21 protein-coding genes are annotated in these 23,158 nt (G+C 45.5%); 9 read left to right on the forward strand and 12 right to left on the reverse strand.

The annotated features are described in order from the left end of the window. The first annotated feature begins 13 nt into the window (after positions 1-13). The 3 genes from A3IE_RS0106350 to uvrD are packed head-to-tail and all read left to right on the forward strand — an operon-like array spanning position 14 to position 5,153. Complete coding sequence (locus tag A3IE_RS0106350) at positions 14-2,218, forward strand: patatin-like phospholipase family protein (protein WP_020394765.1); 2,205 nt, start codon at positions 14-16, stop codon at positions 2,216-2,218. 9 nt (positions 2,219-2,227) lie between these two features. Further along, entirely contained in the window at positions 2,228-2,926 is a 699-nt protein-coding gene (locus tag A3IE_RS0106355; protein ID WP_020394766.1) for a pseudouridine synthase, read from the forward strand. A 31-nt stretch (positions 2,927-2,957) separates the two neighbouring features. Next, complete coding sequence (gene uvrD / locus A3IE_RS0106360) at positions 2,958-5,153, forward strand: DNA helicase II (RefSeq protein ID WP_026154818.1); 2,196 nt, start codon at positions 2,958-2,960, stop codon at positions 5,151-5,153. Here uvrD and A3IE_RS0106365 read toward each other — a convergent pair. From A3IE_RS0106365 to A3IE_RS0106385, 5 genes are all read right to left on the reverse strand, one after another. After that, a complete protein-coding gene (locus A3IE_RS0106365; protein WP_020394768.1) occupies positions 5,150-5,779 on the reverse strand; it encodes a M15 family metallopeptidase in 630 nt (209 codons plus the stop codon). The genes uvrD and A3IE_RS0106365 overlap by 4 nt on opposite strands. Positions 5,780-5,781: 2 nt before the next feature. After that, positions 5,782-6,648 (reverse strand): DUF3298 and DUF4163 domain-containing protein, encoded by an 867-nt coding sequence (locus A3IE_RS0106370; RefSeq protein WP_020394769.1) that lies wholly within the window; start codon positions 6,646-6,648, stop codon positions 5,782-5,784. Between the two features lie 51 nt (positions 6,649-6,699). Further along, on the reverse strand, positions 6,700-7,338 hold the full coding sequence (pdxH, locus tag A3IE_RS0106375; protein ID WP_020394770.1) for a pyridoxamine 5'-phosphate oxidase: 639 nt from the start codon (positions 7,336-7,338) through the stop codon (positions 6,700-6,702). Between the two features lie 75 nt (positions 7,339-7,413). Further along, on the reverse strand, positions 7,414-8,145 hold the full coding sequence (cobB, locus tag A3IE_RS0106380; protein WP_020394771.1) for a Sir2 family NAD+-dependent deacetylase: 732 nt from the start codon (positions 8,143-8,145) through the stop codon (positions 7,414-7,416). Beyond that, a complete protein-coding gene (locus A3IE_RS0106385; protein WP_020394772.1) occupies positions 8,126-9,526 on the reverse strand; it encodes a hypothetical protein in 1,401 nt (466 codons plus the stop codon). Before A3IE_RS0106385 ends, cobB begins: the two co-directional genes overlap by 20 nt. Positions 9,527-9,573: 47 nt before the next feature. Here A3IE_RS0106385 and A3IE_RS0106390 point away from each other — a divergent pair, with 47 nt between their 5' ends. Then, on the forward strand, positions 9,574-10,359 hold the full coding sequence (locus A3IE_RS0106390; RefSeq protein ID WP_020394773.1) for a methyltransferase domain-containing protein: 786 nt from the start codon (positions 9,574-9,576) through the stop codon (positions 10,357-10,359). A 26-nt stretch (positions 10,360-10,385) separates the two neighbouring features. Here A3IE_RS0106390 and A3IE_RS20060 read toward each other — a convergent pair whose 3' ends face one another. Next, positions 10,386-12,926 carry a CHAT domain-containing protein gene (locus A3IE_RS20060; protein ID WP_020394774.1) on the reverse strand — a complete coding sequence of 847 codons (2,541 nt, stop codon included), beginning with the start codon at positions 12,924-12,926 and terminating at the stop codon, positions 10,386-10,388. Positions 12,927-13,174: 248 nt separating this feature from the next. Between A3IE_RS20060 and A3IE_RS20065 the strand changes: the two genes are divergently transcribed. The 3 genes from A3IE_RS20065 to A3IE_RS0106410 all read left to right on the forward strand — a co-directional run bounded on the left by A3IE_RS20065 (position 13,175) and on the right by A3IE_RS0106410 (position 15,176). Then, complete coding sequence (locus tag A3IE_RS20065; RefSeq protein WP_157832844.1) at positions 13,175-13,993, forward strand: DUF6174 domain-containing protein; 819 nt, start codon at positions 13,175-13,177, stop codon at positions 13,991-13,993. A gap of 49 nt (positions 13,994-14,042) precedes the next feature. Continuing rightward, positions 14,043-14,312: a hypothetical protein gene (locus A3IE_RS0106405; RefSeq protein WP_020394776.1), complete on the forward strand. Its 270-nt coding sequence runs from the start codon at positions 14,043-14,045 to the stop codon at positions 14,310-14,312. Positions 14,313-14,603: 291 nt separating this feature from the next. Further along, entirely contained in the window at positions 14,604-15,176 is a 573-nt protein-coding gene (locus A3IE_RS0106410) for a hypothetical protein (protein WP_020394777.1), read from the forward strand. 1 nt (position 15,177) lies between these two features. On the opposite strand, the gene A3IE_RS0106415 is transcribed toward A3IE_RS0106410, so the two are convergent. From A3IE_RS0106415 to A3IE_RS22815, 6 genes are all read right to left on the reverse strand, one after another. After that, a complete protein-coding gene (locus A3IE_RS0106415; RefSeq protein WP_020394778.1) occupies positions 15,178-16,071 on the reverse strand; it encodes an AEC family transporter in 894 nt (297 codons plus the stop codon). A gap of 17 nt (positions 16,072-16,088) precedes the next feature. Beyond that, positions 16,089-16,832, reverse strand: coding sequence for a sialate O-acetylesterase (locus A3IE_RS0106420; protein WP_020394779.1), 744 nt, complete (start codon positions 16,830-16,832; stop codon positions 16,089-16,091). A 100-nt stretch (positions 16,833-16,932) separates the two neighbouring features. Beyond that, a complete protein-coding gene (locus A3IE_RS20070; RefSeq protein ID WP_020394780.1) occupies positions 16,933-17,490 on the reverse strand; it encodes a hypothetical protein in 558 nt (185 codons plus the stop codon). 89 nt (positions 17,491-17,579) lie between these two features. After that, positions 17,580-19,004: a cell envelope integrity protein CreD gene (creD, locus tag A3IE_RS0106430; RefSeq protein ID WP_020394781.1), complete on the reverse strand. Its 1,425-nt coding sequence runs from the start codon at positions 19,002-19,004 to the stop codon at positions 17,580-17,582. A 116-nt stretch (positions 19,005-19,120) separates the two neighbouring features. Beyond that, positions 19,121-19,303, reverse strand: a complete 183-nt coding sequence (locus A3IE_RS0106435) for a hypothetical protein (protein WP_020394782.1) — start codon at positions 19,301-19,303, stop codon at positions 19,121-19,123. 67 nt (positions 19,304-19,370) lie between these two features. Then, a complete protein-coding gene (locus A3IE_RS22815; protein WP_020394783.1) occupies positions 19,371-19,511 on the reverse strand; it encodes a hypothetical protein in 141 nt (46 codons plus the stop codon). 188 nt (positions 19,512-19,699) lie between these two features. Here A3IE_RS22815 and A3IE_RS0106445 point away from each other — a divergent pair, with 188 nt between their 5' ends. Both A3IE_RS0106445 and A3IE_RS0106450 read left to right on the forward strand, forming a co-directional pair. Beyond that, positions 19,700-21,874, forward strand: a complete 2,175-nt coding sequence (locus A3IE_RS0106445; protein WP_020394784.1) for a malate synthase G — start codon at positions 19,700-19,702, stop codon at positions 21,872-21,874. Positions 21,875-22,164: 290 nt separating this feature from the next. Beyond that, positions 22,165-22,722, forward strand: coding sequence for a hypothetical protein (locus A3IE_RS0106450; RefSeq protein WP_020394785.1), 558 nt, complete (start codon positions 22,165-22,167; stop codon positions 22,720-22,722). Positions 22,723-23,158: the final 436 nt, after the last annotated feature.

The raw sequence follows: 23,158 nt of genomic DNA on the forward strand, positions 1-23,158 counted from the left end.
GGTGACATCGTTTATGGTCTGGCAGCGCATCATCCTGTGTTTAATCAGCTTACTTATCTTACCCAGTTTGGCTTTAGCGGATCGCCCTAAGGTGGGTTTAGTGCTAGGTGGTGGAGGTGCGGCGGGGGTGGCGCATGTTGGCGTCTTAAAAGTGTTAGAAGAACAAGGCATTCATGTCGATATGATTGCGGGTACTAGCATGGGCGCTATTGTTGGTAGCCTATATGCAGCGGGTTATCGCGCCGATGAATTGGAAAAAATTGTTCAAGAATTAGAATGGATGAGTTTGTTCCAAGACGTACAAGCTCGCCCCGAGCAAGCTTTCCAACGTAAACGTGAAAACGCTGGTTTTTTTAATACTTTTGAATTGGGTATTAAAGAAGGCGCGATTCAATTGCCGGAGGGATTGATTAGTGGACAAAAATTAACGTTTGAATTGCGTCGTTTATTGGCTCGCGTGGGGCAAGTGGATAACTTCGATAAATTACCGATTCCGTTTCGAGCAGTCGCTACTAATATTGAAACTGGCAAACAAGTGGTATTAAGTCATGGAAATTTAGCCACAGCGGTACGTGCTAGTATGTCGATTCCCGGATTATTTGCACCGATTAAAATAGATAATCAATTATTAGTTGATGGTTTTGTGTCGAATAATGTTCCTATTGATGTGGTTAAAGCGATGGGAGCAGATATTGTGATTGTGGTGAGTCTTCCTTATTATTTCGAGAAACGTGAAAACTTGAATTCCGCCGTTGCGGTAACGGTTCAGGCCATGCAATTTCTCACTTCAAAAAATAGTTTACCCCAGTTAGAGGCGATAAAAGCTCCCAGTGTGGTGATTGAGCCGGAGGTGAAAAATGTGGGCTCATTGGATTTCGATAAAGTACGAGAAACGATTCCTTTAGGTGAACAGGCTGCGCGTAAGAAATTAAAAGAGCTGCAACAGATCGCTGCTTTCTATCCTAAGCTCTCTGCAGGTTTAGCAAGAGCACAACTTACCCAGCCCGTTATTGATGCTAAAACCATGAAAATTGGTAAGATTACGATTAATAATGACTCTAGCTTAAATAATGAAGTGATTGCGGCGCGTCTGGGTGTTAAACAAGGGGATGCATTTGATACAACTAAGCTTCAAACAGGCTTGGACAGTATTCACGGCTTAGGCTATTTTGATTTAGTTGATTATCAATTACTTCCTTTGGAGAATGGGACTTATAATTTAGTGATTGATGCCCGTAAACGCTCAAATGGTGAAAATCGCCTGCGTTTAGGTTTGTCTTTAGAAGATAATTTTTCGGGCGACACGCGCTATCAATTTGGTATTGATTATATTCGTTTGGGCGTTACTAAAACGGGTGGTGAATGGCGTAATAAATTTATTATTGGTGATGATATTCATGCCTCCTCCGAGATGTATCATCCTATTGATGCGAATCAAGAAAAATTTTTTAGCACTAAGGCTTATCATAATCAGCGCAATATTTATGATTATCAAGGTAATCACCGTTTAACAGAGTTGCGGTTGCTGGAGTCGGGTCTACAAGTCGAGGCTGGTAAAAACCTGAGTGATTCTTCTGAAATACGTGCCGGTGTGTTTTATCGCGATTTACGTCCTCACCTCAAAACTGGAAGTCTACGCCATGATATTGCTGATAATGATTTGCAAATGACTGGCTTATTAGTGAATTATCGCTATGACTCTTTGGATGATGTCGATTTTCCGAAACAAGGAGCACTCATTAATACGGAATATACCCAAGGTTTTGAAGTATTAAATGCAGATATGGCATTTAACCGTTTAAAAATTGAAGCGGAACAGGCTGTTACAAAAGGGCGACATCGAGCCGTCACTCGGGCAGAATGGGGAACGACGTTTGATAATAATACCTTTCTCACCGAGCAGCCTGCTTTAGGTGGGTTGGGACGTTTATCGGGCTTGGCGGAAAATCAATTGCGCGGCAATAATACGGCTTTAGGCAGCGTGATGTATACCTATGAACTAACGGATGTACCTAAAATTACTAAGGTTTATGCCGGTGGCTCTATGGAATTAGGCAATGTATGGCAGAATCAAGGTGAAATGAGCTGGGGTAATTTATTACAATCCGGCAGTTTATTCATCGGTTTAGATAGTATTATTGGTCCAGCTTATATTGGCATTGGTCACACCGAGGGTTATGACACGAACTTCTTTATGCAAGTGGGGCGACGCTTTTAAGGAAATGCTGTGCGCTTAGATCAGTTTATTAGCCAAGCCACGGGTTTATCACGCTCGGAAGCACAAAAACTGATTCGTTGGGGACGTGTTCAAGTAGGCGGTCAGCCGATTAATAAGCCTGCCACGCATATTGATCCTCAGGCCACGGTGAGTTTGGATGATGAAAGCCTGACCTTGCCTCAGGCGATTTATCTTATGCTGCATAAACCAGCAGGCGTCATTAGTGCCACCGAAGATGCTGCACAGCGCACCGTGTTAGACTTGATTAAGCATCCACACCGCCACACTTTGCATGTGGTGGGGCGGCTTGATAAAGATACGACTGGCCTTATTTTAATTACTAATGATGGCGACTGGTCGCATCGTATTAGCTCGCCTAAACACCATGTGCCGAAAACTTACCTAGCCACATTGGCAGAAACGCTTAGCCCTGAGGCAGCACAGCAATTAGAGCAAGGTGTGTTATTGCACGGCGAAACCGCTGTCGTTTCAGCGTCGAATGTAAAAATCTTACCCAATCAGCAAGTGCGCTTAACAATTCACGAAGGTAAATATCATCAAGTGAAACGCATGTTAGCAGCGGTAGGGAATCATGTGGTCAAACTTCACCGTGAACAAATTGGCAACTTAGCCTTAGATGCGCAATTAGCGGCAGGTGAGTGGCGATTGCTTACTGAAACTGAGCTAGCCCACATTTTTGGGCAATGAAGCCTCGGCGCTTTTCCGTTACAATTGCGCCATGAGTAAAGCAGCCCTTTTAGATAGTTTAAATGTGCCGCAGCGTGAAGCTGTTTCTGCACCACCTCAATCAGTTTTAGTATTGGCGGGGGCAGGTAGCGGTAAAACGCGCGTGTTGGTGCATCGTATTGCATGGCTTTTGCAGGTCGAAGGCATTTCGCCTTTGAGTGTATTGGCAGTGACGTTCACCAATAAAGCGGCGGCAGAAATGCGCGGCCGGATTCACGATCTACTGGGTATGCCGGTGGGTGGATTATGGGTAGGAACTTTCCATGGCTTGGCACATCGTTTATTGCGTTTGCATTGGCGCGAAGCCAATTTGCCACAGACTTTCCAAATTCTGGATTCTGAAGACCAAATTCGCCTGATTAAGCGCATTCTCAAATCCCTCGATTTAGATGAAACGCGCTGGCCACCGCGTCAAATTGCTAATTTTATTAATGCACGTAAGGATGAAGGGGCACGCGCGAAGCATCTCGACAGTCGTGGGGATGAAGCACAAGAACAATTAATCCGTATTTATCGTCAATACGAAGAGCAATGCCAGCGCAGCGGTGTGGTCGATTTTGCCGAATTATTATTACGTTCATTAGAATTGCTGCGCGATAACGCTGAGCTACAAGCCCATTATCGGCGCCGTTTCCGCCATATTTTAGTGGACGAGTTTCAGGATACCAATGCCCTGCAATATGCGTGGCTACGTTTGATTGCGGGTGAGGAAAATCCTGTTTTTGCCGTTGGTGATGATGACCAGTCGATTTATGGCTGGCGTGGTGCAAAAATCGAGAATATTCAAAATTTTACCCGCGATTTCGCTAGCGCCATTATTCGTTTGGAGCAAAATTATCGTTCCACAGGCAATATTTTGCAGGCCGCTAATGCCTTGATTGACCACAACCGCAAGCGCCTCGGTAAGCAATTATGGACGGCGAGTGGCGAAGGTGAGCCGATTGATTTGTATTCTGCTTTTAATGAGTTAGATGAAGCGCGTTATATTGCTGGACGTATTAAGCAATGGGTTGATCATGGTAATCGGCGTGAAGAGGTGGCGATTTTATACCGCTCCAATGCGCAATCACGCGTATTTGAAACTACTTTTAATGAGCAGCGTATTCCTTATCGGGTTTATGGCGGTTTGCGTTTCTTTGAACGCGCTGAAATTAAAGATGCGTTGGCGTATTTACGCTTGGTAACGAATTCGGCTGACGATGCTTCATTCGAGCGCATTGTGAATCATCCGCCCCGTGGTATTGGTGAGCGCACTGTAGATACCTTGCGCCAACAGGCACGTACTGAGCGTCGCTCTATGTGGGAAGTGACTGTCGATGCTTTGCAGTCGGGCGAATTTACAGCGCGCGCCAATACAGCCTTGGCTGGATTTGTACGCTTAATCAAGCAAATGGCGGAAGAGATTCACGGTTTACCCTTAGCGGAGCAAGTCGATGCGATTATTGCGTTAGCCACTTTGCGCGAACATTATCTGAGCAAAGAAAAAGGCGAAGCAGGTCAGGCGCGCGTGGATAACTTGAACGAATTAGTCAGTGCCGCCCATAGCTATTTGCAGGTGCGCGATGACAATGCACCGGAGATGGATCCCTTGTCAGCGTTTTTGGCTCATGCTGCCTTGGAGGCGGGTGAGGGACAAGGCGAGGCGGGCGAGGATTGTGTGCAGATGATGACCCTGCATTCTGCCAAAGGTTTAGAGTTTCCTTTGGTGTTTTTGGCAGGTCTGGAAGAAGGACTATTCCCCCATCAAATGTCGGCGGATGAGCCAAGTCGTTTGGAAGAAGAGCGTCGGCTTTGTTATGTTGGGATTACCCGTGCTGAGCAACAATTAGTGATCAGTTATGCGGAGCAACGCCAATTACATGGGCAAACACGTTTTAGTGCACCGTCGCGTTTTCTGCGTGAATTGCCTGATGCTTTGATTAATGAAGTGCGTCCCAAAGTTAAGACTTACCAAACCAGTTATGCACCAAGCCTGCGTACTGCTCAGACGACTACGGCTAAACCCAAAATTGGCAGCCAAACGGAAAGTGGCTATACCATTGGGCAGCGTGTCAGTCACGCTAAATTCGGCGAAGGTGTGATCATTGATGCTGAAGGTTCAGGCAGTCAAGCACGCGTAGAGGTAAACTTCAAAGCGGCAGGACGCAAGTGGTTAGTGTTGGCTTATGCGAATTTGCAACGTCTTTAAGTGACTGGAAAATCGAAATATTGATTGGGATAAGGCTCGTTCTGGAGGGTAAAATGCCACCACTCCAACGCAAAGCCTTTAAAACCAAAGCGTTCCATTAAAGTGCGTAATAATAGACGGTTGGCACGTTGCGTGGCTGTGGCCTCTTTATATTCATAGGCAGAGGCTGCTCCGAAAAAATCAAACTCACTCCCCATATCTAATTCTTGCCAAGTCTGATTCGTTTTAGCTATCAAGCTTAAATCTAAGGTACTGCCGCGCGTATGACTAGAGCGACTCGCAATATAACCGCGCTCGAATAATTCATGCTTTTTGAAATCAGGATAAAAACGTTGAGCTAAATGCGGATTTTCAACCTCTTTTTCCCAGCGTAGAAAATGTTCCACTGCTCGCTTGGGGCGATAAGCATCAAAAATTTTTAAACTTAAGTCGATTTCTTCTAGGCTCTTTTGTACTTTTTTTAAAGCTTGTGCGGCTGGCAATGAAATAATAGCTTCGGGCGCTTGATAGCCATCGGCAGGTTTACCCATAAAGTTATCACTGCTGTAGTATTTGATATCCAACAGAATACTAGGCACGAACTCGCTGAGTCGTACAAAGCCTAGCGGTAAATCGGGTCTTGGCATCGTTAATGCGCCATCTCGGCTAATTCCCCTTGGGGATGAATAAGTGCTTTAATATTATCGTAAGGGATATTAATTTCCGTTGGTCCTACCGCATAGGGAGCAATTTCATAACTATTAAAGAAAAATCTTAAGCCTTCTTCAGTGACAGCAAAATTATTATTGAGACGAAATACATTATTCTCGAAAGAAAAGCCTTTTTCTTCTAAATCGTCGGTATCGGCTAGATCACGCACTTCGCGAAAAACCTTTTCTCCTTCAACATTAAGTGCTGATTCAAAATTAGCAGTGAGCAATTCCATTAATTGCACGGGTTGAACTGTTTTAAGGTTGATGACGGTATAGCGACTTCCATTAAAAGGGTGTGCTCCCCCGGCAAAACCATATTCATCAAAGGATAAACTTAAGAGTGTTTTGGTTTTATAAATCACAGTTGCGGAACGCTCTAATTCCCAATTACTAAAATTATTCGGCTCTTGCTGATATTCTTGAATAAATTGGTCGGCGAATTGCTCAAGTGTTTTGGCGGAGGTCGCATTTTCTACTTCGGCATCTTCCCCATCATCTATTTGGTCTAACAGTTGGGTCAAAATATAAGTATTGAGTTGGGTGGCTAACTTAGGATTAAGTGCCGAACTTGCTTCCGGATAGATAAATTTGACGCGCGCGCAGAGATTATCCGAAGGCAAAGCATCTTTTGCTGCTTCTGCTGGTTCATCTTTGCAGTTTTTGCCGCCTTGTTTTTTGAATTCTTTAACTGTAAAGCGTAAATCAGCGCCGGGGTTGTTGACTAGGTCTTCTGCTTGGCTACAAGCTGTCAATAAAACTATCATGCAGAATAAGGCAAGCGCTTTAAGATCAGCAGTTCGCATAAGTCACGCTCATTTAAATGCTAGGGGTCAGAGTTAGGCTAGTCTATCGCATTACGGCGCTAAACGAGCAATTTCCCATTGACCGTCAGTCTGAAGGCTGTATTCAAAACGATCATGTAAACGATTGGGGCGGCCCTGCCAAAATTCCACTTTTGCCGGAATAATACGAAAACCACCCCAAAAATCGGGCAGTGGTATCTCGCCTTGGCTGAATTTGCGTTTCACTTCTTCTAACTTAGCCTCCAGCAAAGAGCGAGAGCTAATGATGGAGCTTTGCGCAGAAACCCATGCACCCAATTGGCTGCCGCGTGGGCGGCTCGTGAAATATTTTAACGACTCTAAGCTAGAAACTTTTTCTACGCACCCTGTAATTTCAACTTGACGCTCTAGCTCTTTCCAAAAAAACAAAGCGGCTATCTGCGGATTGGCGTCAAGCTGTTTCGCCTTTTGGCTGTGATAATTGGTATAAAACACAAAACCATTACGATCAAATGCCTTAAGCAGTACGGTGCGTAAACTCGGTTTGCCATCTGCGCCCACAGTAGCAACTTGCATCGCGTTTACTTCATGAATATGCGCCTGAGAGGCTTGCGCAAACCAACGTTCGAATTGCTCGAAAGGGTCTGTGGCTAGTGTGGCACGTTGTAGGCCATCGCGGGTGTATTCATTCCGCAGATCACCAATATCCATAAATATCCTATCAGCTAAGGCAATGAATTAAGTGTAGCAGAAACGCTACACTTCACGAACTTAAAGCATAGGGATTTATAGCGTTTGGTTCAAGAGCTTAGCTATATACTGAGGTACGACTTGGCTTGCTAAACCATAATAGGCTTCGTGGAAATTACTACCCACCGCTGAGGGTTCAAGGTTCAATTCGACAGTATGAGCGCCTTGCTCACCCGCGATTTGCACGAATCCTGCAGCTGGATACACATGCCCTGAGGTGCCAATGGCGACGAATAAATCGCACTGAGTTAGCGCCTCATAAATTTCATCCATATACATCGGCATTTCGCCAAACCATACAATATCAGGGCGCAAATTACCGGCACTATGACAACAAGCACAGACAGAATGAATGGAAATCGCTTCCGTTTGTGGAAAAACTTTCTGGCTTTTAACACAGCGCACTTTATTTAATTCGCCATGCATATGTAATAAAGCTTGGCTGCCAGCGCGTTCGTGCAAGTTATCCACATTTTGCGTGACTACGAGAACTTTGCCTTGAAATTTTTTTTCTAATTCGGCTAGGGCAAAGTGTGCAGCATTGGGTTTTAAATGTGGGTCGTGTAATTGTTGACGGCGCGCATTATAAAATTCATGTACTAAACTGGGATTGCGTTTAAAACCCTCAGGCGAGGCGACATCTTCAATACGATGGTTGTGCCATAAGCCATCCGAAGCTCGAAACGTTTGAATGCCGGATTCTGCAGAAATGCCTGCGCCCGTTAAAATTACAATGTTTTTAAATTGCTTAGCGTTTGGTGTATTCATTGCCGAGTCTATGTTCGAGTATTTGTTGCGTTTTATTCAACTCTACCAAGTTAAATTCTTTAATGATACGGCTAGCCATCCAAAGTTGTTGTGCAGCACGGCGGTTTTCGCGGCGTGTTAAGTCACGACGGGCTTGTTTGTGATATTGCTGCACAATGTCACGCACTAAAATAGCTATTTGTGGATGATTTGGTTCCAGCCTTTCTAGTAAGCGCAGATAATAAAGTGCGCCCATGCCTGGGGTCTCATTCAAGCTACCGCGTTCAATGGCCGTTCTCGCACGACGCAGCAGTTCTTCTTTGCTCATACGATTTGCCGTGGGTTGTTGTGTTTTGCGTTGACTAGCAGTCATAGTTGTTGTCTTGTGATTGGGTTGAGTGGGTGGTTTTGCCTGCTCAGGCTTAGCTGAGTCAGTGGACAGGGAAGCCGCATCGTCCTGTGAGAAATCCCATGAAACTAAGGGTGGCGGATCAACCGTCACGGGATAAACTGGCGTGGGCAAGGTATGTTGAATCAAGGGCATCGCTTGCTGGGGAATAACCGGTATTACAGGTATACCCTCAACAGGGGTTATATTGGCGTGTTTTTCTTCTGCCAAAATCGCGGCCTCACTAGGAGCATCCGGTTCTGGGGGTTGATTCATTGGTGCTAAGGCTAGGTTTTTTTCAGGTGGATCCGTAGCGTCAGCTAAGGCAGTTAACGGTTCCATCGTCGCACTTTCCTCCATGGATTTAGCGGTAGTAGGGGGTGATGTGAGCTTAGTGACGACTGGGTTCGGGGCAGTCGATTGTTTGTGACTAAGCGTTTTGGTTGCGGGTGTTGGCTTCTCGGCGTTCGTTGCACTTGGCTTGATAGCGACAGGGTCTTGTATCTCTCGCGTGCTGAGTAGACTAGGGTTGGTCGTTTGACTGAGACTATACGCAGGTGGTTCAAGATTGGGTTCTCTCTGAACGGTTGCGGGGACAATGACACTGTTTTCAAGCTTTGTATCCGCAACATCCAGCAAAACGCTCGATGCAACGGTAGAATCCTCCGGCACAGGGACAGACACAGGTGCAGGTAAAGGTGGTGTTGGCGCTAGAGTTTGCAAGCTATGGGTGCTGTAATGCCACATAGCGCCTGCACTAATCGATAAGCCTAATAAAATGAATGCCAGTTGATAGCGTGCTTTACGCAATTGTCTGTTGGCAGTAAAGGCTGCTTGCGATTGCTCCATAAGCGTCAACGAGGATTCAGTGCCTAAGCTTTTAGTTTGAGCGCTGTGTTGAACCTTAGCTACTTCATAGACCAAAATTGTTTTATCGGGCAATAAATTAGTGTCCAAATCATGTGTTTGGCGGACTAAGTTGGTGCTGTTGAGAGCTTGCTTGACTTTATTCATACGCTATTTATAGCATCTACAGGCCAATTCGCAGGGAGACGTATACGATGAAACAAGATCGCTTTTTCGATGGTCTGTCAAAACGTTTCCGAGACCGGATATACAGTGGCGATCCACGCGGACAAATTCGCCTGAGCATTGTTCAAGATGACATACTCAGCCAACTAAGTGCCACCACTTATCCAACAGCGATGCAAGTGCTTGATGCAGGCGGTGGGCTTGGACAAATGTCGCTTTGGTTAGCTGAATTAGGTCATCAAGTGGTACTTGCCGAGCCATCCCTAGATATGCTTGAAGAGGCTCGGGAATGCATAGCCGCATCAGGGCAAGCGGAGCGCATTCTTTTACAAAAGGCGAGCATTCAGGATTTGGTCACTCAACAGCCTTTGCCACAATTTGATGGCATTGTATTACACGCCGTGCTGGAGTGGTTAGCCGAGCCTTATGAAACTTTGCAGCAACTAATAAGCTTGCTGAAACCCCATGGCTGGTTGTCATTGATGTTTTTTAATCAGTATTCGACTGAGATGCGCCATCTGTTATCGGGTAATTTTAGGCCGATTTTGGAAGATACTATCGCTAGTGATGGTCAACGTGGCTTAGCGCCGATTTCACCCTGCATTCCGAGTGAAGTGTTAAGTTGGTTACCCGATTTAAAGCTAGAATTATTAACGTGGTCGGGCGTGCGCTGCTTTTATGATTATGCTTATCCCAAAGTGCGCCAAGCAATGCCTATTGAAGACTTACTGCTGCTAGAGCGCCGCTATTCGCAGCGTGAACCGTGGCGCTCGCTAGCGCGTTATCAGCATGTTTTCTGCAAAAAAATGCCGTAATAACAGCATCTTGTGCGGCTCAATTGCTAGGTTTTACAAATCATATTCATTTGCTGTTGTTGTTCTTGCCACGTTTTTAATAAAGTGCTGCGCCTTTGTTTGCTGTCGGAGGTTTCGCGGTTTGAGCTAGTTTTACTAAGCTCCATCAAAGTCTTAATACGCAGCATGGCGGATTCTAATAAGGCTTTGGCTTTTTTACACAAAGCGGCGGGTTCGAAGCTGGAATCATGACTTGGATTTGCTTGTGCAGCTTGAACTAATAACGCTGCTTGGCGTGCTTCCAAAGTGGCCCACCATTCCAACACTTCGAAGGGCAGGACATCATTCTGATCAGCTCCATTTAGGGCGGCTTGATAAGCGGCCTCAGCCCGATCAAAACCTTCAGGCAAGAGTGATCCATACAAACGGGCTAGACGGTATTGAACTCCGGGCTCCGTAAGCCAAGTATCAGGTGCTTGGCTGAGTAAGCTTTTCAAATTATCTTCTAACGTGTCGATGGTGAAGGCTGATTCTTGGTTTTGTAGTTCACTTTCCAAGCTTTTCAAGCGATCCTGCAATTCTATGGGGGCGACGGGCGACCAATTGGTATTCGATTTGACGGGCTCACGATTGGGATCCAGCACATAGTTCGGATCACCGTAAGCTTGATAAGCGCCCCACGTATTAACGCGCGGGTATTTTTCATAGGTTTTTTGCCGTGCTAACCATAAAGCACGTCCAAAGCTCACATTATTGGTGGCAAATTCGGTGAAAAAAGTGGTGGAAAATAAGCAGGCTGCATCGTCATCCACTGCCCAACCCGCTGCAACCACGCAACGTACTCCCATTTCAATCAATTCACGCGCTAGACTATAAGCAAGTTGATTGAACGCGGTATTGAGTGGCGTGGGATCAAGCTTCGCTAAATGGCAACAGTTCAAGAAAACCAGATCAGGTACGGTTTCCATTTGACTGATTTCAGCGGCAGTCAGTAAGACGCCATCGGATAGAATGACACCTGTACGAGCGAGTCCGTCTCGTCCTTGCAAATTAATATCGCCATGCGCCGCGATCATCAAAATACGGTAGGGCTGGCGAAATAGAGCATTAAATACTTCCACTGCGGTATGACGCGAGTCTTGCTCCTCATCACTGGGAATCAACTCCACTACCTCATAGTTAGCCTCTCGTAAGACCATCGCAACTTCACGCGCTTCTTTCGCTGCTCCAACTAATGAGACTAAGCCTTGATCGAGCGTTAGAGTCGCCGGTGCATTATCTGGAAATTGTTTATAAAATCCTGCGGTAGAAGGATTACCAATCACACACGCATTTCGGTAGGGACTTGCCGTAATCGTTTTGCGATAACGTGTGGAAATTAATTGGCGTACCAACGCCATTTTGAGGACTAAGGGTTCTTCATCGATTTGCAGCATTTCCCACGGCAAAGCCGCCGTATAACCATCTAAAGCCAGTAATAGGCGGTCGGTTTGGCGCAGTGAGGCTTTGAAATCCAGTGGAATCATTAACTGGAATAAAGTGCGGGCCATGTCTTGGTTATACATCTCTTGGCGAATGGCCTCACGAATTAAGGCTTCCATTAAGCCAGGCTGGCGTTGTTGCACTAAGGCTTCAGCGCGCGCGCGTTCAGAAAGATAAACATAGCGTAGGCGTTGGGCAGGTAATTCCAACGCGTGTTCCGTGTTTGGAATGCCCAGCGTTTCATCGTTTGGCGCTGCATTATTGATCATGAGGCGCGGCCAATAACCTCCCCCCAAGCTACGCTCTCCCAAGCGTTGGCGCCAACCTTGTCCCAACACCAATTCACTAGCTGGTTCAAGCTGAAATTGCAAGCGTTGTTGGTCGCGCTCTAAGCGTTTCGGTAATTGACGCAAGGCATAAGCAGCATTCATCGCTGTATCTAAAAAAAGCTCAATAAACTCTACATGGCTAATCAAGCGTTCTGGTTGGTGCGCGAGGCGGTTATAGCGATATTGTTGATTGGCTTCAGCGACGCCGCGCACAATCGCTTCGAGAGATGCCTCAATGGTAATATGCGTGGTCGAGTTATGCCCAATCAATAAGCTATGGAGGGTGAGCTGCTGTGTGGTTTTTTCAGCAGGCGGCAGTAAACTGCATTGTAGTAAATAGTATAAAACCGCATCGCGAACCGTCTCACTAATGGCCTGTGCCGTGATTTCACTCCACTCACCTAAACCGACAATTAAAGCGCCACAACGTTGTTGACCAGCGGGTGGGGGATCTGCTTGGAGAATTAAGTTACTCGTACCCAACTCACCCGCGTAAATCCCTAAACGCTCATACTGACTGAGTGCGCCTTGCAATATATGAAGATCAATCTGTCGCTCTGCGCCTGCAATGGCATCGGAAGCATAATGGCCACAAAGGATGGGACAAGTCGCATAACGCAAATCCATTGCTTTAATACTGACTGCCAATCTGGGATCACCATGATTGGTTGCCGTAGGCATTGTTGCGTTTAGGCGAGCGGGGACTGAGCTAGTGGAAGTGTTGCGCGTTTTCGTTTGCTTTTTTTTAGTGTGCAACGGCTTGGTTTGTTGTGGCATGACGCATCCTTGCAGGCTGGTTTTTTTAATAGGACTATTGGTCTAGTTTATTCAGAAATGAATTTATATCTACAAAATTAGCTCACTTATCCCGAAAGCACTGTGCATCAAATGCCGTCACATAGCATGATCCTCGGAAAGAGAGTATTAAGCAGCAAGGTATGGGAAAATGACAAATCTTATCTGCTTAAGTATAAGTTAACTATAAACAAAACCAGATTGGTTTCATTTTTACGAGAGAATTTCCTATGGTCGAGAGTGCTAAAATAAGCCGCCCTCCGGTCTCAACGATGCGGGTTCAACAAGAGCGCACTTTAACCCAACGTGGATCAACGGCGGATTTTAGTTCATCTACCATGTCTTCAGAACCTTTAACCAGATCACCCGTTGCGCGCGGCATTTTTCAGTTGGCACAACAGTGGATTGCGCGTTTGGGCGAGAATCCGAACCAGCGCCCGCCCCAATTTTTGGATATATCAGCTAGCCAGCAAGATAAATTAAAACGCTTGATGGGATTTTCACCGAGTGCGCCTTTAAGTATTAGTGTGATTGATACGAATCGCAATGGTAGTTTAAGTGTCGGTGATGTCGCGATTGTTAATGGTGGTATTACTGGCGGGGAAATTCGCCGTAAAACCTTAAACGAGCAAGATGTCAATTATTTAAGAGCACATGCTGAATTACCCCAAGCTTTTATAGAGGCTTCTGAAAAATGGCATAAGACCGATGTCGGGCGTGGCGAGATAAGCTATACCACCCAACTGAGTTGCCGTTGTCCAAGCGAGTATACGCGGGCCATGAATGTGATTGAGCGCAATGGGCGTATTATTGATGCCGCTTATGCTGATACCGGTGAACCTGTACCTGTCTATGTGCGTGATGGTTTATTGACTATCGAAGAGCGTTTTGAGCAATTACAAACCGCCTATGAGAATAACGCGGACTTCATCGAAGCTAATTACGATGAGGAATTAGGTTATCCAAGTTCAGTGAGCATTGATCAAAGTGCTCAGATTGCTGACGAAGAATTAAATTACACCATTAGTAATCTACAAAAACATTGTTAGCACTAATGGTCTTACAGAATGTTTTATTTGAGTGTCTAGGAGATGGTTTATGCAAGTTAGATTGCCGCCTGCTGGTGTGCGTTTGCGTGATATTTTAAATCGCCCCACTCCTCAAAATGCACCAACAGCACCTTCTAGACCAGCCGCCTCCAGTGCAGCGCGGGTATTAAATGCTGGTTCTGATGCGCAAAACCGTTTGTATGCGGTGAGCCAACAAATTGTGCGTCAACTGGAGCAGTTGGAAAATACGATTCAGCAAAGTGAAAGTGCACGTAACCCTATTGCTAGTTCGGCTAGTCCTAGTTCACGCCGTTTTTAGACTATTTCAGTGTTGCTTCAAAAAATCTGCTCATCTCCCGATGCAGATATATTTTATAGGCCGATTTATTCGGCCTTTTTTTATTTCATATTACTTTTCGCCATTTATCTCGAAAAGCTTGCCCTGTGAGCTTTTTATCGGAGATACAAAATCATTAGTCACGGTTTGGCTCAGCAAATTCGTTTGCCTATTGGATGATTGACTGTAACAAATCTGTCATTGGAAAACCGAGCAAGATTTGCCACATACAATTTATCGGATTCTTGAACTTGGGGTAAAAGGAAGAACCGAATGCTGACTTCAACAAAACAGGGACATAAAACGACATTATATCTTGTCCCAAGCCAAGAGACAGAAGTAGTCTTTGAGGCGTCGTCGCCTGCACGAGCGAAGGCTCATAATGCCAAGCCTAATGTGCTTTGGTCTGCAACACCTTCATGGTACCAGCGCATGAGCGCATGGCTTAATCAACGATTCCAGCGTTCGCGTCATGCTGAGCAAATTGAGCTGACAAAACCTTGGCAAGATTTGCAAGAACTGAGTTCTGAAGCGGCTCCTTTGCTTGGGCGTCATCATGAACTACGCTCGGTACGTGGTATTGCGGATCGTATGCCGCGCTTAGTCGATGAACATTATCCTTTTCCTGCTCGTGATATGGTATTTTTGGGTGAGTCTCGTGACTACCCTGATAAGGTATTGGCGCTGCAATATGATAATCACTGGCGGCCTGTGGTGTTGGAAGGCACGCAACTGGTTGCGCGTGGCTTGCATCTAGATACGACAGAGCCGGTGATTCAGGGTGTGCTGATTCTTAACGATGGTTCAAGCTTGCCCATTGAAATTCATGTGATTATTGCGGTTTAGCTTAGGGAATCAAGCTTAAGGCATACCATAGCGTTATCGGGATAATCACTAAACTACCCAGATTGCCCAGCATAACGAGCGAGGCAACGCGTTCGGGTTCTTGTTTATATTGTTCAGCCACCAAGACATTTAAAACGGCTGGCGGCAAGGCGGCAAAAATTAATAATACTGCACTTTGAATAGCACTTAATTGTAATGCTGGTAATAATAACCAAGCTATTAATAAGCCTGCTGCTGGCCCTGCAATTGCACCAAACACGCCCAATTGCCAGTCTTTGAAATTAATATCCAATAAGCGTACACCGAGTGAAAACAATAACAAAGGAATACTGACTTGCCCCATGAGCTTTACGGTATTGGCGATAGGGGCAGGAAGGCTTATATGAATTGCGCTAAAAAAAATACCCACTATCGCTGCCAAAATCATCGGCATTTTGAGTAAACGCAACAAGGAGGTATGTGGGTCAAGGATATATAGGCCGATAGTAAAATGAAGTATCATTTCAATGATGAATAAAACCACAGCCGCTTGCAGCATATCTTCGCCGAACGCAAATAAAACCAAAGGAATACCCATATTCCCAGAGTTATTAAACATCATGGGCGGTAAAAACGTTTTTAGGTTTATTTTCAATAAAGCAGCGATGGGCCAAAGTATTAAACCGGAGCCTAGTACCACAGCGCTACCACCTAAGGCTAGACCCCAATAGCCGCTAAAGTCGAAAGGTTTATCCATGAGTGCCCAGAAAATTAATAAAGGGGCAAATATTTGCATATTGAGCTGGTTAATGGTGCTCATGTCAGGGCGAAAGCGCCAGCCATAAAAAACACCCACTGCCGAACAAGCAAAAACAGGGAAAATGATTCCGAATACGCGCAGCAAAGACTCCAGCATGGTGGTAGGCCAACTCCTTAGCGGGCGTGACTAATATAAGCTTGGGCGAAGCGGCGGCCTAATTCCATCTGGCCTTGTGCATCATAATGCAGCTGATCTTGCAGTTTGGATAAGCCATCCGTCGTGATCATGAGGGTACGCGGGGTATTTTGCTGAATGAGCCGTTGGCTAGCTTGTACTTTAGCCAGCATGGGAAAAGCATTAGGTACTTCAGGATTAACTTTGCCTAGAATAAATAAACTATTCGGTGAGTCAGTATCTTGACGGAGTGCTTGAATAAAGCGGCTCAGGAGTGGCGCATATTGATTAGCTTGGGCAGCATTACGCGCATCACTTTCACCTTGCATCCATAAGATGGCCGTCACCGGTGCATGATCCTCGGGCAATGAAAAATTCATTTGGCGCAACAAGCTTTTGTAGAGACCTTTGCCGGGTTGCCATTGTGTAATCGAGCTACCGGTCGCAGCTAATTTAATAATAATGTGCTGATCGTGGGGAAAGGCACGCGCTACTTCGTGAGCAAACACAACTTCAGGACCAAAGGAAGCAAATTTGGCTAAAGCACGCGGGCGGCCTTGATAATAAAAGGTGACATTAGCAGGGGTCGTTTTATAAGCGGCTGGCAATTCATGGGTACGTCCCTTGCCCATCATATTAGATTGACCCGCGAGTAAATAAATACGTTCAGCGGCTTGGGCTGAGACGCTAATAAGCCCTAGACATACTATAAAAAAAAATCCTAATCCAAAACGTTGCTTCATGGTTCCATCCTATTGATACGAGGCACGCTGAAGCTTACACGAAAAAAAAGCGGCCTGTATAGCAGCCGCTTTTAAGACGATTTACAAGGATGTCTGAAGCTTATTGAACCGGTTTAGCAACTGGTGCTGGTGTTTGTGCTGCTGGAGCCGCTGGTGTAGCTGCTGGAGCTTGTGCAGTCGGTGCTACAGGCATTGCTGGCATTGGCATTTGGCCTGCTGGTGCCATCGCTAAAGGCATTGGAGCAGGCATCATGCCGCTTTGTGGCATATAATAGCCATAAGGATTGTAGCCGTTCTGGTTAGCACCTTGCATCATGTTGGCCACATTACCATAACCGTTGCCATAGCCATTACCTTGACCATTGCCGTACCAGTTAGTGTTGCCATTGCCACGGCCTGCGCCATCCATGTTGGCATTCGTTTTGCCTTTGCCTTTGAAGCTGATTTGGAAATCAACTTCGCCGTCTGCATCACCGGTTCCACGACCCCAACCGCTCATGTCACCTGCGCCAGTGCCGTAGCCTTGACCATTGGCCGTGCTATTCATCGCACCGTTGCCAACGCCATTGCCATTCATATTGCCATTGTCAAAAAATTCAGCAGAAGCAGCGCCAGCGAAAGCGATTAAGGCTGCGAAAGTGAGTGCTTGTAATTTCATAATCCGGTTCTCCTAGTCTGAGTATCAGTCGATTTCTTGAGTATGTGAATATAATAATATTAGATTTTTCTAATGTAAAGCTATTTCCTCTACTCCTGATGGGCTAGGGTCGACTTTTGGTTTTCTATCTCCTGTGTGTGAGGCGTCTTATGCGGTTTTGCTAATTCTTCCATCGCGGTTAAAGCATACCAGTCGAAATGACGGGTTAAGAGCATTAAGCTTGCTAAGGCGGTAAAGATTAACAAGCTGCCCATGAGCAGGGCATTATCTTCAGCCTGCAAAATCATATACAGCAAGGCGTATAAGCCTAACAAGCCACCACCTAAGGCCAAACCCAATTGGCGATTGTGCAAAATGGCACTGAAATAGAGGGTCAATAAGCCAGTGCTTGCGGCTGTTGCCAGTAGATAAGCCAGTAAGAAATTAATATGCTCAGACAAGGAAATGAGTAGTAAATAAAATACGGTCAACGCCAAGCCCACTAATACATATTGTACCGGATGAATGCGTAATTTTTTGACCAGCTCGAATACAATCAACACCGTGAAGGTCAGAACAATGAATAAGAAGGCGTACTTAATGCTACGCTCGGATTGTTGATACACATCTACGGGCTGCAATAGTTCAAAGCCTATGGCACGGCTCATTAGCTGGCTATAGTCACCTTGTTTCGCAGCATCCAAGGCCGTTTGGACATTGTAAGAGAAAGAGGAGGTGCGCCAAGTCGCTGTAAAGCCTTTCTCGTTAATAGTGCGCTGTTCCGGTAATAATTCGCCGCTGAATTTGGGATGCTGCCAATTGGAACTCATGGTCACTTCGCTATTTTCCGCTAATAACGCGTAGTTCATATCAGCCATCCCACGTAATTCCAGCTTAAAACTAAAATCAAAGCTTTGATTAGTATCCGTCTTAAATTCAGGTAATTTGGCGTTCATGCCGGCAGAGGCATTCGCTATATTAGAGCTCGGTTTAAACGCTAATGCTTGTCCACCCCATGTCAGAACGGGTATAGAAGCAATACCGCGCTGATCCCGCACCAATACACTTAAAAATGGGGGCTCAAGTGTAATGGCCTTGTCTTTCGTATTGGCCAATAAATCCAATAAGGCTTGGGTTTCAAACTGACCCGCAATTTGTAGTTGATTACTATAAACCGGCACCTGATAAATGCCCCGATAGCGCAAGCTGCTGTCTAACTGGCTTTGAGCCTTGAGTTGTTTAGGAATAATGGGGAGAGCTTGACGTTCTTTTACTTCTTTCGTGACTTGGCGTTCATTACCATTCGCGTCTTTTAAGGTTTCAGTAACGTTGTAGGTCAAGGTATAAGGGATCATCACGAGCGGGCCTGCCAAGGTTTGTGGCCCCGGCCAGCTTTGGGCAATGCTGCCATAAGCTTCATTACGCCAACCGGCACGTTCACTAATCAAGCCCATTAATAACGCTTGTGGTAATAAGAGCAGAATAATAATCCCAAAAATTAAAGCGAGTTTTAGCGCAAAACGATAGCGTTGCATTACATATCTCTCCGTTAGAGTCATATGTTTAGCGTGTCAGAGGCGCTTGCAAATTTAAGGGGCTGGCTGTGGAGAACTTGCAGATTTTAGTGCAGAAACGGTGCAGGTTTGATCGCTCAATCGCGACTAGAAATACCCTCTTTTTTGAGAAAAATTTGATTGAGCCATTGTTTTGAGGTTTTGCCAACACAAACATCTAGGTCTTCGCCATCCAGTCTAGCCTTGACACTATAGCCTAGGCCGGGTTGGTGGTTTAGGGCGATAACGCGTACTTCCTTAGGCCGAATTTGGGTCACCATAATTTTTTCTTGAACCTTATCATTACTATGTTCAATAACAAGATTCGGGACGACTTCGGGGCGTAAATTAATGATTTCGACTAATAAGTTTGTCTTCCTGATACCAGCCCGTGATGAGTAAAATGCTAAGCACCATACCTACGAAGCCGGTCAATACAAAATACGCCCCGCTTGGCAGGCGTTGTAAGCGCTCAAAAATAGCTTGCATAAATCGGCTCGATCTTTCAAAAACGCCGAGTATGCCAAGTCCACTGTGGTGTGGCTTTGAGAAGCCGCAAATACAGGAGAGGCGGAAATAATCCAATTTAGATACTCCTTGTATTTTCAGTTTAGTTCGGCTGAGGTTATACGCTACAATGTCGACAATCCCGTTCATTTGTTTAAGGAATATACGCCATGAGCGATAGAATTCAGGTCGGCAGTCTCCAAGTGTCAACACTTCTGCATAATTTCGTCAATCAGCAGGCACTGCCCGGAACGGGAGTAGAGCCTGCAGTATTTTGGGCTGGGCTAGAGCGCATCGTGAATGATTTAGCGCCACGGAATCGTGAATTACTGGCTAAACGTGATGTTTTGCAAAGCAAAATTGATGCTTGGCATGTACAGCATAAAGGACAATTTGATTTCGCGGCTTATAAAGCTTTCTTACAAGAAATTGGCTATTTGTTGCCAGAAGGCGCGGATTTTTCCATTAGCACTGAGAATGTCGATACCGAAATTGCGACTACCGCTGGCCCACAATTGGTCGTGCCAGTGATGAATGCACGCTTTGCGTTGAATGCAGCGAATGCACGTTGGGGCAGTTTATACGATGCGCTTTATGGTACCGATGCCATTCCTTCCAGCGAGGGTGCAGACGCCGGTAAAGCGTATAATCCTATACGTGGTGCCAAGGTCATTGAATTTGCACGTCATTTCTTAGATGAGGCAGCGCCGCTCGCGTCTGGTTCCCATAAGGATGCGACCAGCTATGCAGTCGCGAATGGTGCGCTACAAGTCACGCTAAAAGATGGCGCGAAGGTCGGTTTAAAACAGCCAGAAAAATTGGTGGGTTATAAAGGTGAAGCAACTAGTCCAAGTGCAGTTTTGTTAAAAAACAATGGTTTGCACTTTGAGTTACAAATCAATCGCGCTGGCACGATTGGTAGCAGTGATGCGGCGGGTGTGAATGATATTTTGATGGAAGCTGCACTGACCACCATTATGGATTGCGAAGATTCAGTTGCAGCGGTCGACGATGTGGACAAGGTGCTGATCTATAGCAATTGGCTCGGTTTAATGAAGGGCGATTTAAAAGAAGAAGTCAGCAAAGGTGGCAAAACTTTCACCCGTGCGATGAATCCAGATCGTGAATACACCGCAGCACAGGGCGGCACCTTGACCTTGCATGGCCGGAGTTTATTATTCGTGCGCAATGTGGGTCACTTGATGACTAATCCAGCCATTCTCGACCAAGACGGCCAAGAAATTCCGGAAGGGATTATGGATGGGTATTTGACCTCGATGATTGCGATACACAATCTCAAGGGCAATACCAGCGCGAAAAATACTCGCACTGGCTCAGTGTATATTGTGAAGCCGAAAATGCATGGCCCTGAAGAAGTCGCTTTTACGAATGAATTATTTGGACGCATTGAAGACGCATTAGGCTTGGCGCGCAATACACTGAAAGTGGGCATCATGGATGAAGAGCGTCGCACCACGATTAACTTGAAAGAATGTATTCGTGCCGCAAAAGAGCGAGTTGTGTTCATCAATACCGGTTTCTTAGACAGAACGGGCGATGAAATTCATACCTCGATGGAAGCGGGCGCGATGATTCGCAAAGGCGATATGAAAGCAGCTGCCTGGATCAAAGCCTACGAAGATTCCAATGTTGATATTGGCTTGGCTTGTGGCCTACAAGGTCGTGCGCAAATCGGGAAGGGTATGTGGGCGATTCCAGATCAAATGGCGAATATGCTCTCGACTAAAATCGGCCATCCGTTAGCGGGCGCTAATACCGCATGGGTTCCTTCTCCTACGGCTGCGACTTTACATGCTTTGCATTATCACAAAGTCGATGTTTTCAAGCGTCAAGATGAACTGAAAAGCCGTCAACGTGCCAATATAGATGATATTTTAAGCGTGCCAGTTGCTACGCATCCGAATTGGAGTGCTACCGAAATCCAGCAAGAGTTGGAAAATAATGCCCAAGGTATTTTGGGCTATGTAGTGCGTTGGGTTAATCAAGGTGTCGGTTGTTCGAAAGTGCCAGATATTAATGATGTGGGCTTGATGGAGGATCGTGCGACCTTGCGTATTTCTAGCCAGCATATGTGTAACTGGCTGTATCACGGTATTTGTACCGAAGCGCAAGTCATGGATGCATTCAAGCAGATGGCGGCCAAAGTTGATGCGCAAAATGCCAATGATCCGACTTATACCAAAATATCCGGCAACTTCGAGAAGAGTATTGCGTTTAAAGCGGCTTGCGATTTAGTGTTCAAAGGGCGCGAACAACCGAATGGTTATACGGAGCCTTTGCTGCATAAATACCGTCAGGAAGCGAAGGTGAAATTATTTTTCTGATGGTGTAGTTGAAGCAGCATCGTTCAAAGCAGCGCTAGCCTATTACGGTTAGTGCTGCTAAAGCAGCTAATGGCTTGGGACATTAGTTAGAATAGGTCACGGTAGGAAGGGGCTAAGTACTTTCTTTTTCACCTAAAACCGCTTGTCATGGCGTCTAAAATCGGTTGATTTTTTTCTAGAGCAGATTTTCGGTCAGGATTGGAGTGGTGGGTAGACGCGGTTATGTCACTCGATAAACGGTGTTGAATACTATGGTCACTGGCTATTGAGAAACAACAAACGGGCATTGTATGAAAAGGATTTCTAGCATTCTAAAGTTTTTACTACAGTTTTTTCCACTGACGGTTTTTCTTAAAGTCGCCTTCCACAGTGGTGCACCACAAGCGGGCGATTGGTTAAATGCTTTCATGTGGGCAGGTGCTGCAGCCATCTTACAACTAGTACTATTATTATTTTTCACGCGTGGCGAACCACTGAATAGGCTTGTGGTTAGTATTAATGTCTATTTCATATTGGGAGGCATCGCAGTTCTCACCAATCAGATCGGATTTTTGGAAATACTCAATAAGTTAAAAGAGAGCGGCATTTTTTTATGTATGCTCGTAGTCGGTATAGTTACCACTTTTGCATCAAAAGCAGGCTTTGTGGGGATAGTTGATTTTTCAAGGCAAGGTGATATCCGTCATTACTCGCTAGTGTTGATTATGTTAACTGCTGTAGGCTTAGTACTATCCTTCTGGTTTAGAGGGCATATATTGCTTTCGAGCTGCCCATTGATCGTTATTGGCCTCACTAATCAATTTTTTAAAAGGCAATTACAGCGCAGCCAAAGTGGTAGTTTGCCTTAGCTTATTGGATCTATGTTTGTTTATATCTTATGAAGCTCTAGGAGTAAGGATAACGGTGTTATGTGGTTCGTATGGAAGTGAGGGGGGGGCTGGCCTAATAAAAACTGGCACATTGAAATAGGATAAACCAACCTAAATTGGGGGGTCTATGAGTAAGAGGCGCATGTACAAACACAGGGCAATCGCTTGAAGCACTTACCTATTTGAATTATAACGATTGATTTCCCTGTGTAAAAATTTAACAAATTCAGCTATATCCGTTAGTTACAAAACCCTTAAGCGATTGCTGTATGTACAAGCAGTAGACCTCTTGCGAAAATAAGCTAACAGATTATCCTAGTAGTATGAACTACGAATCCCTAGAAGCCCTATCCCCTCAGCATTTCGCCGGAACGTGGGAATAGACTAAGCGTTGTTCACCGAGCTGGTAAAGGTG

The organism is Thiolinea disciformis DSM 14473 (assembly GCF_000371925.1).
GTDB lineage: Bacteria > Pseudomonadota > Gammaproteobacteria > Thiotrichales > Thiotrichaceae > Thiolinea > Thiolinea disciformis.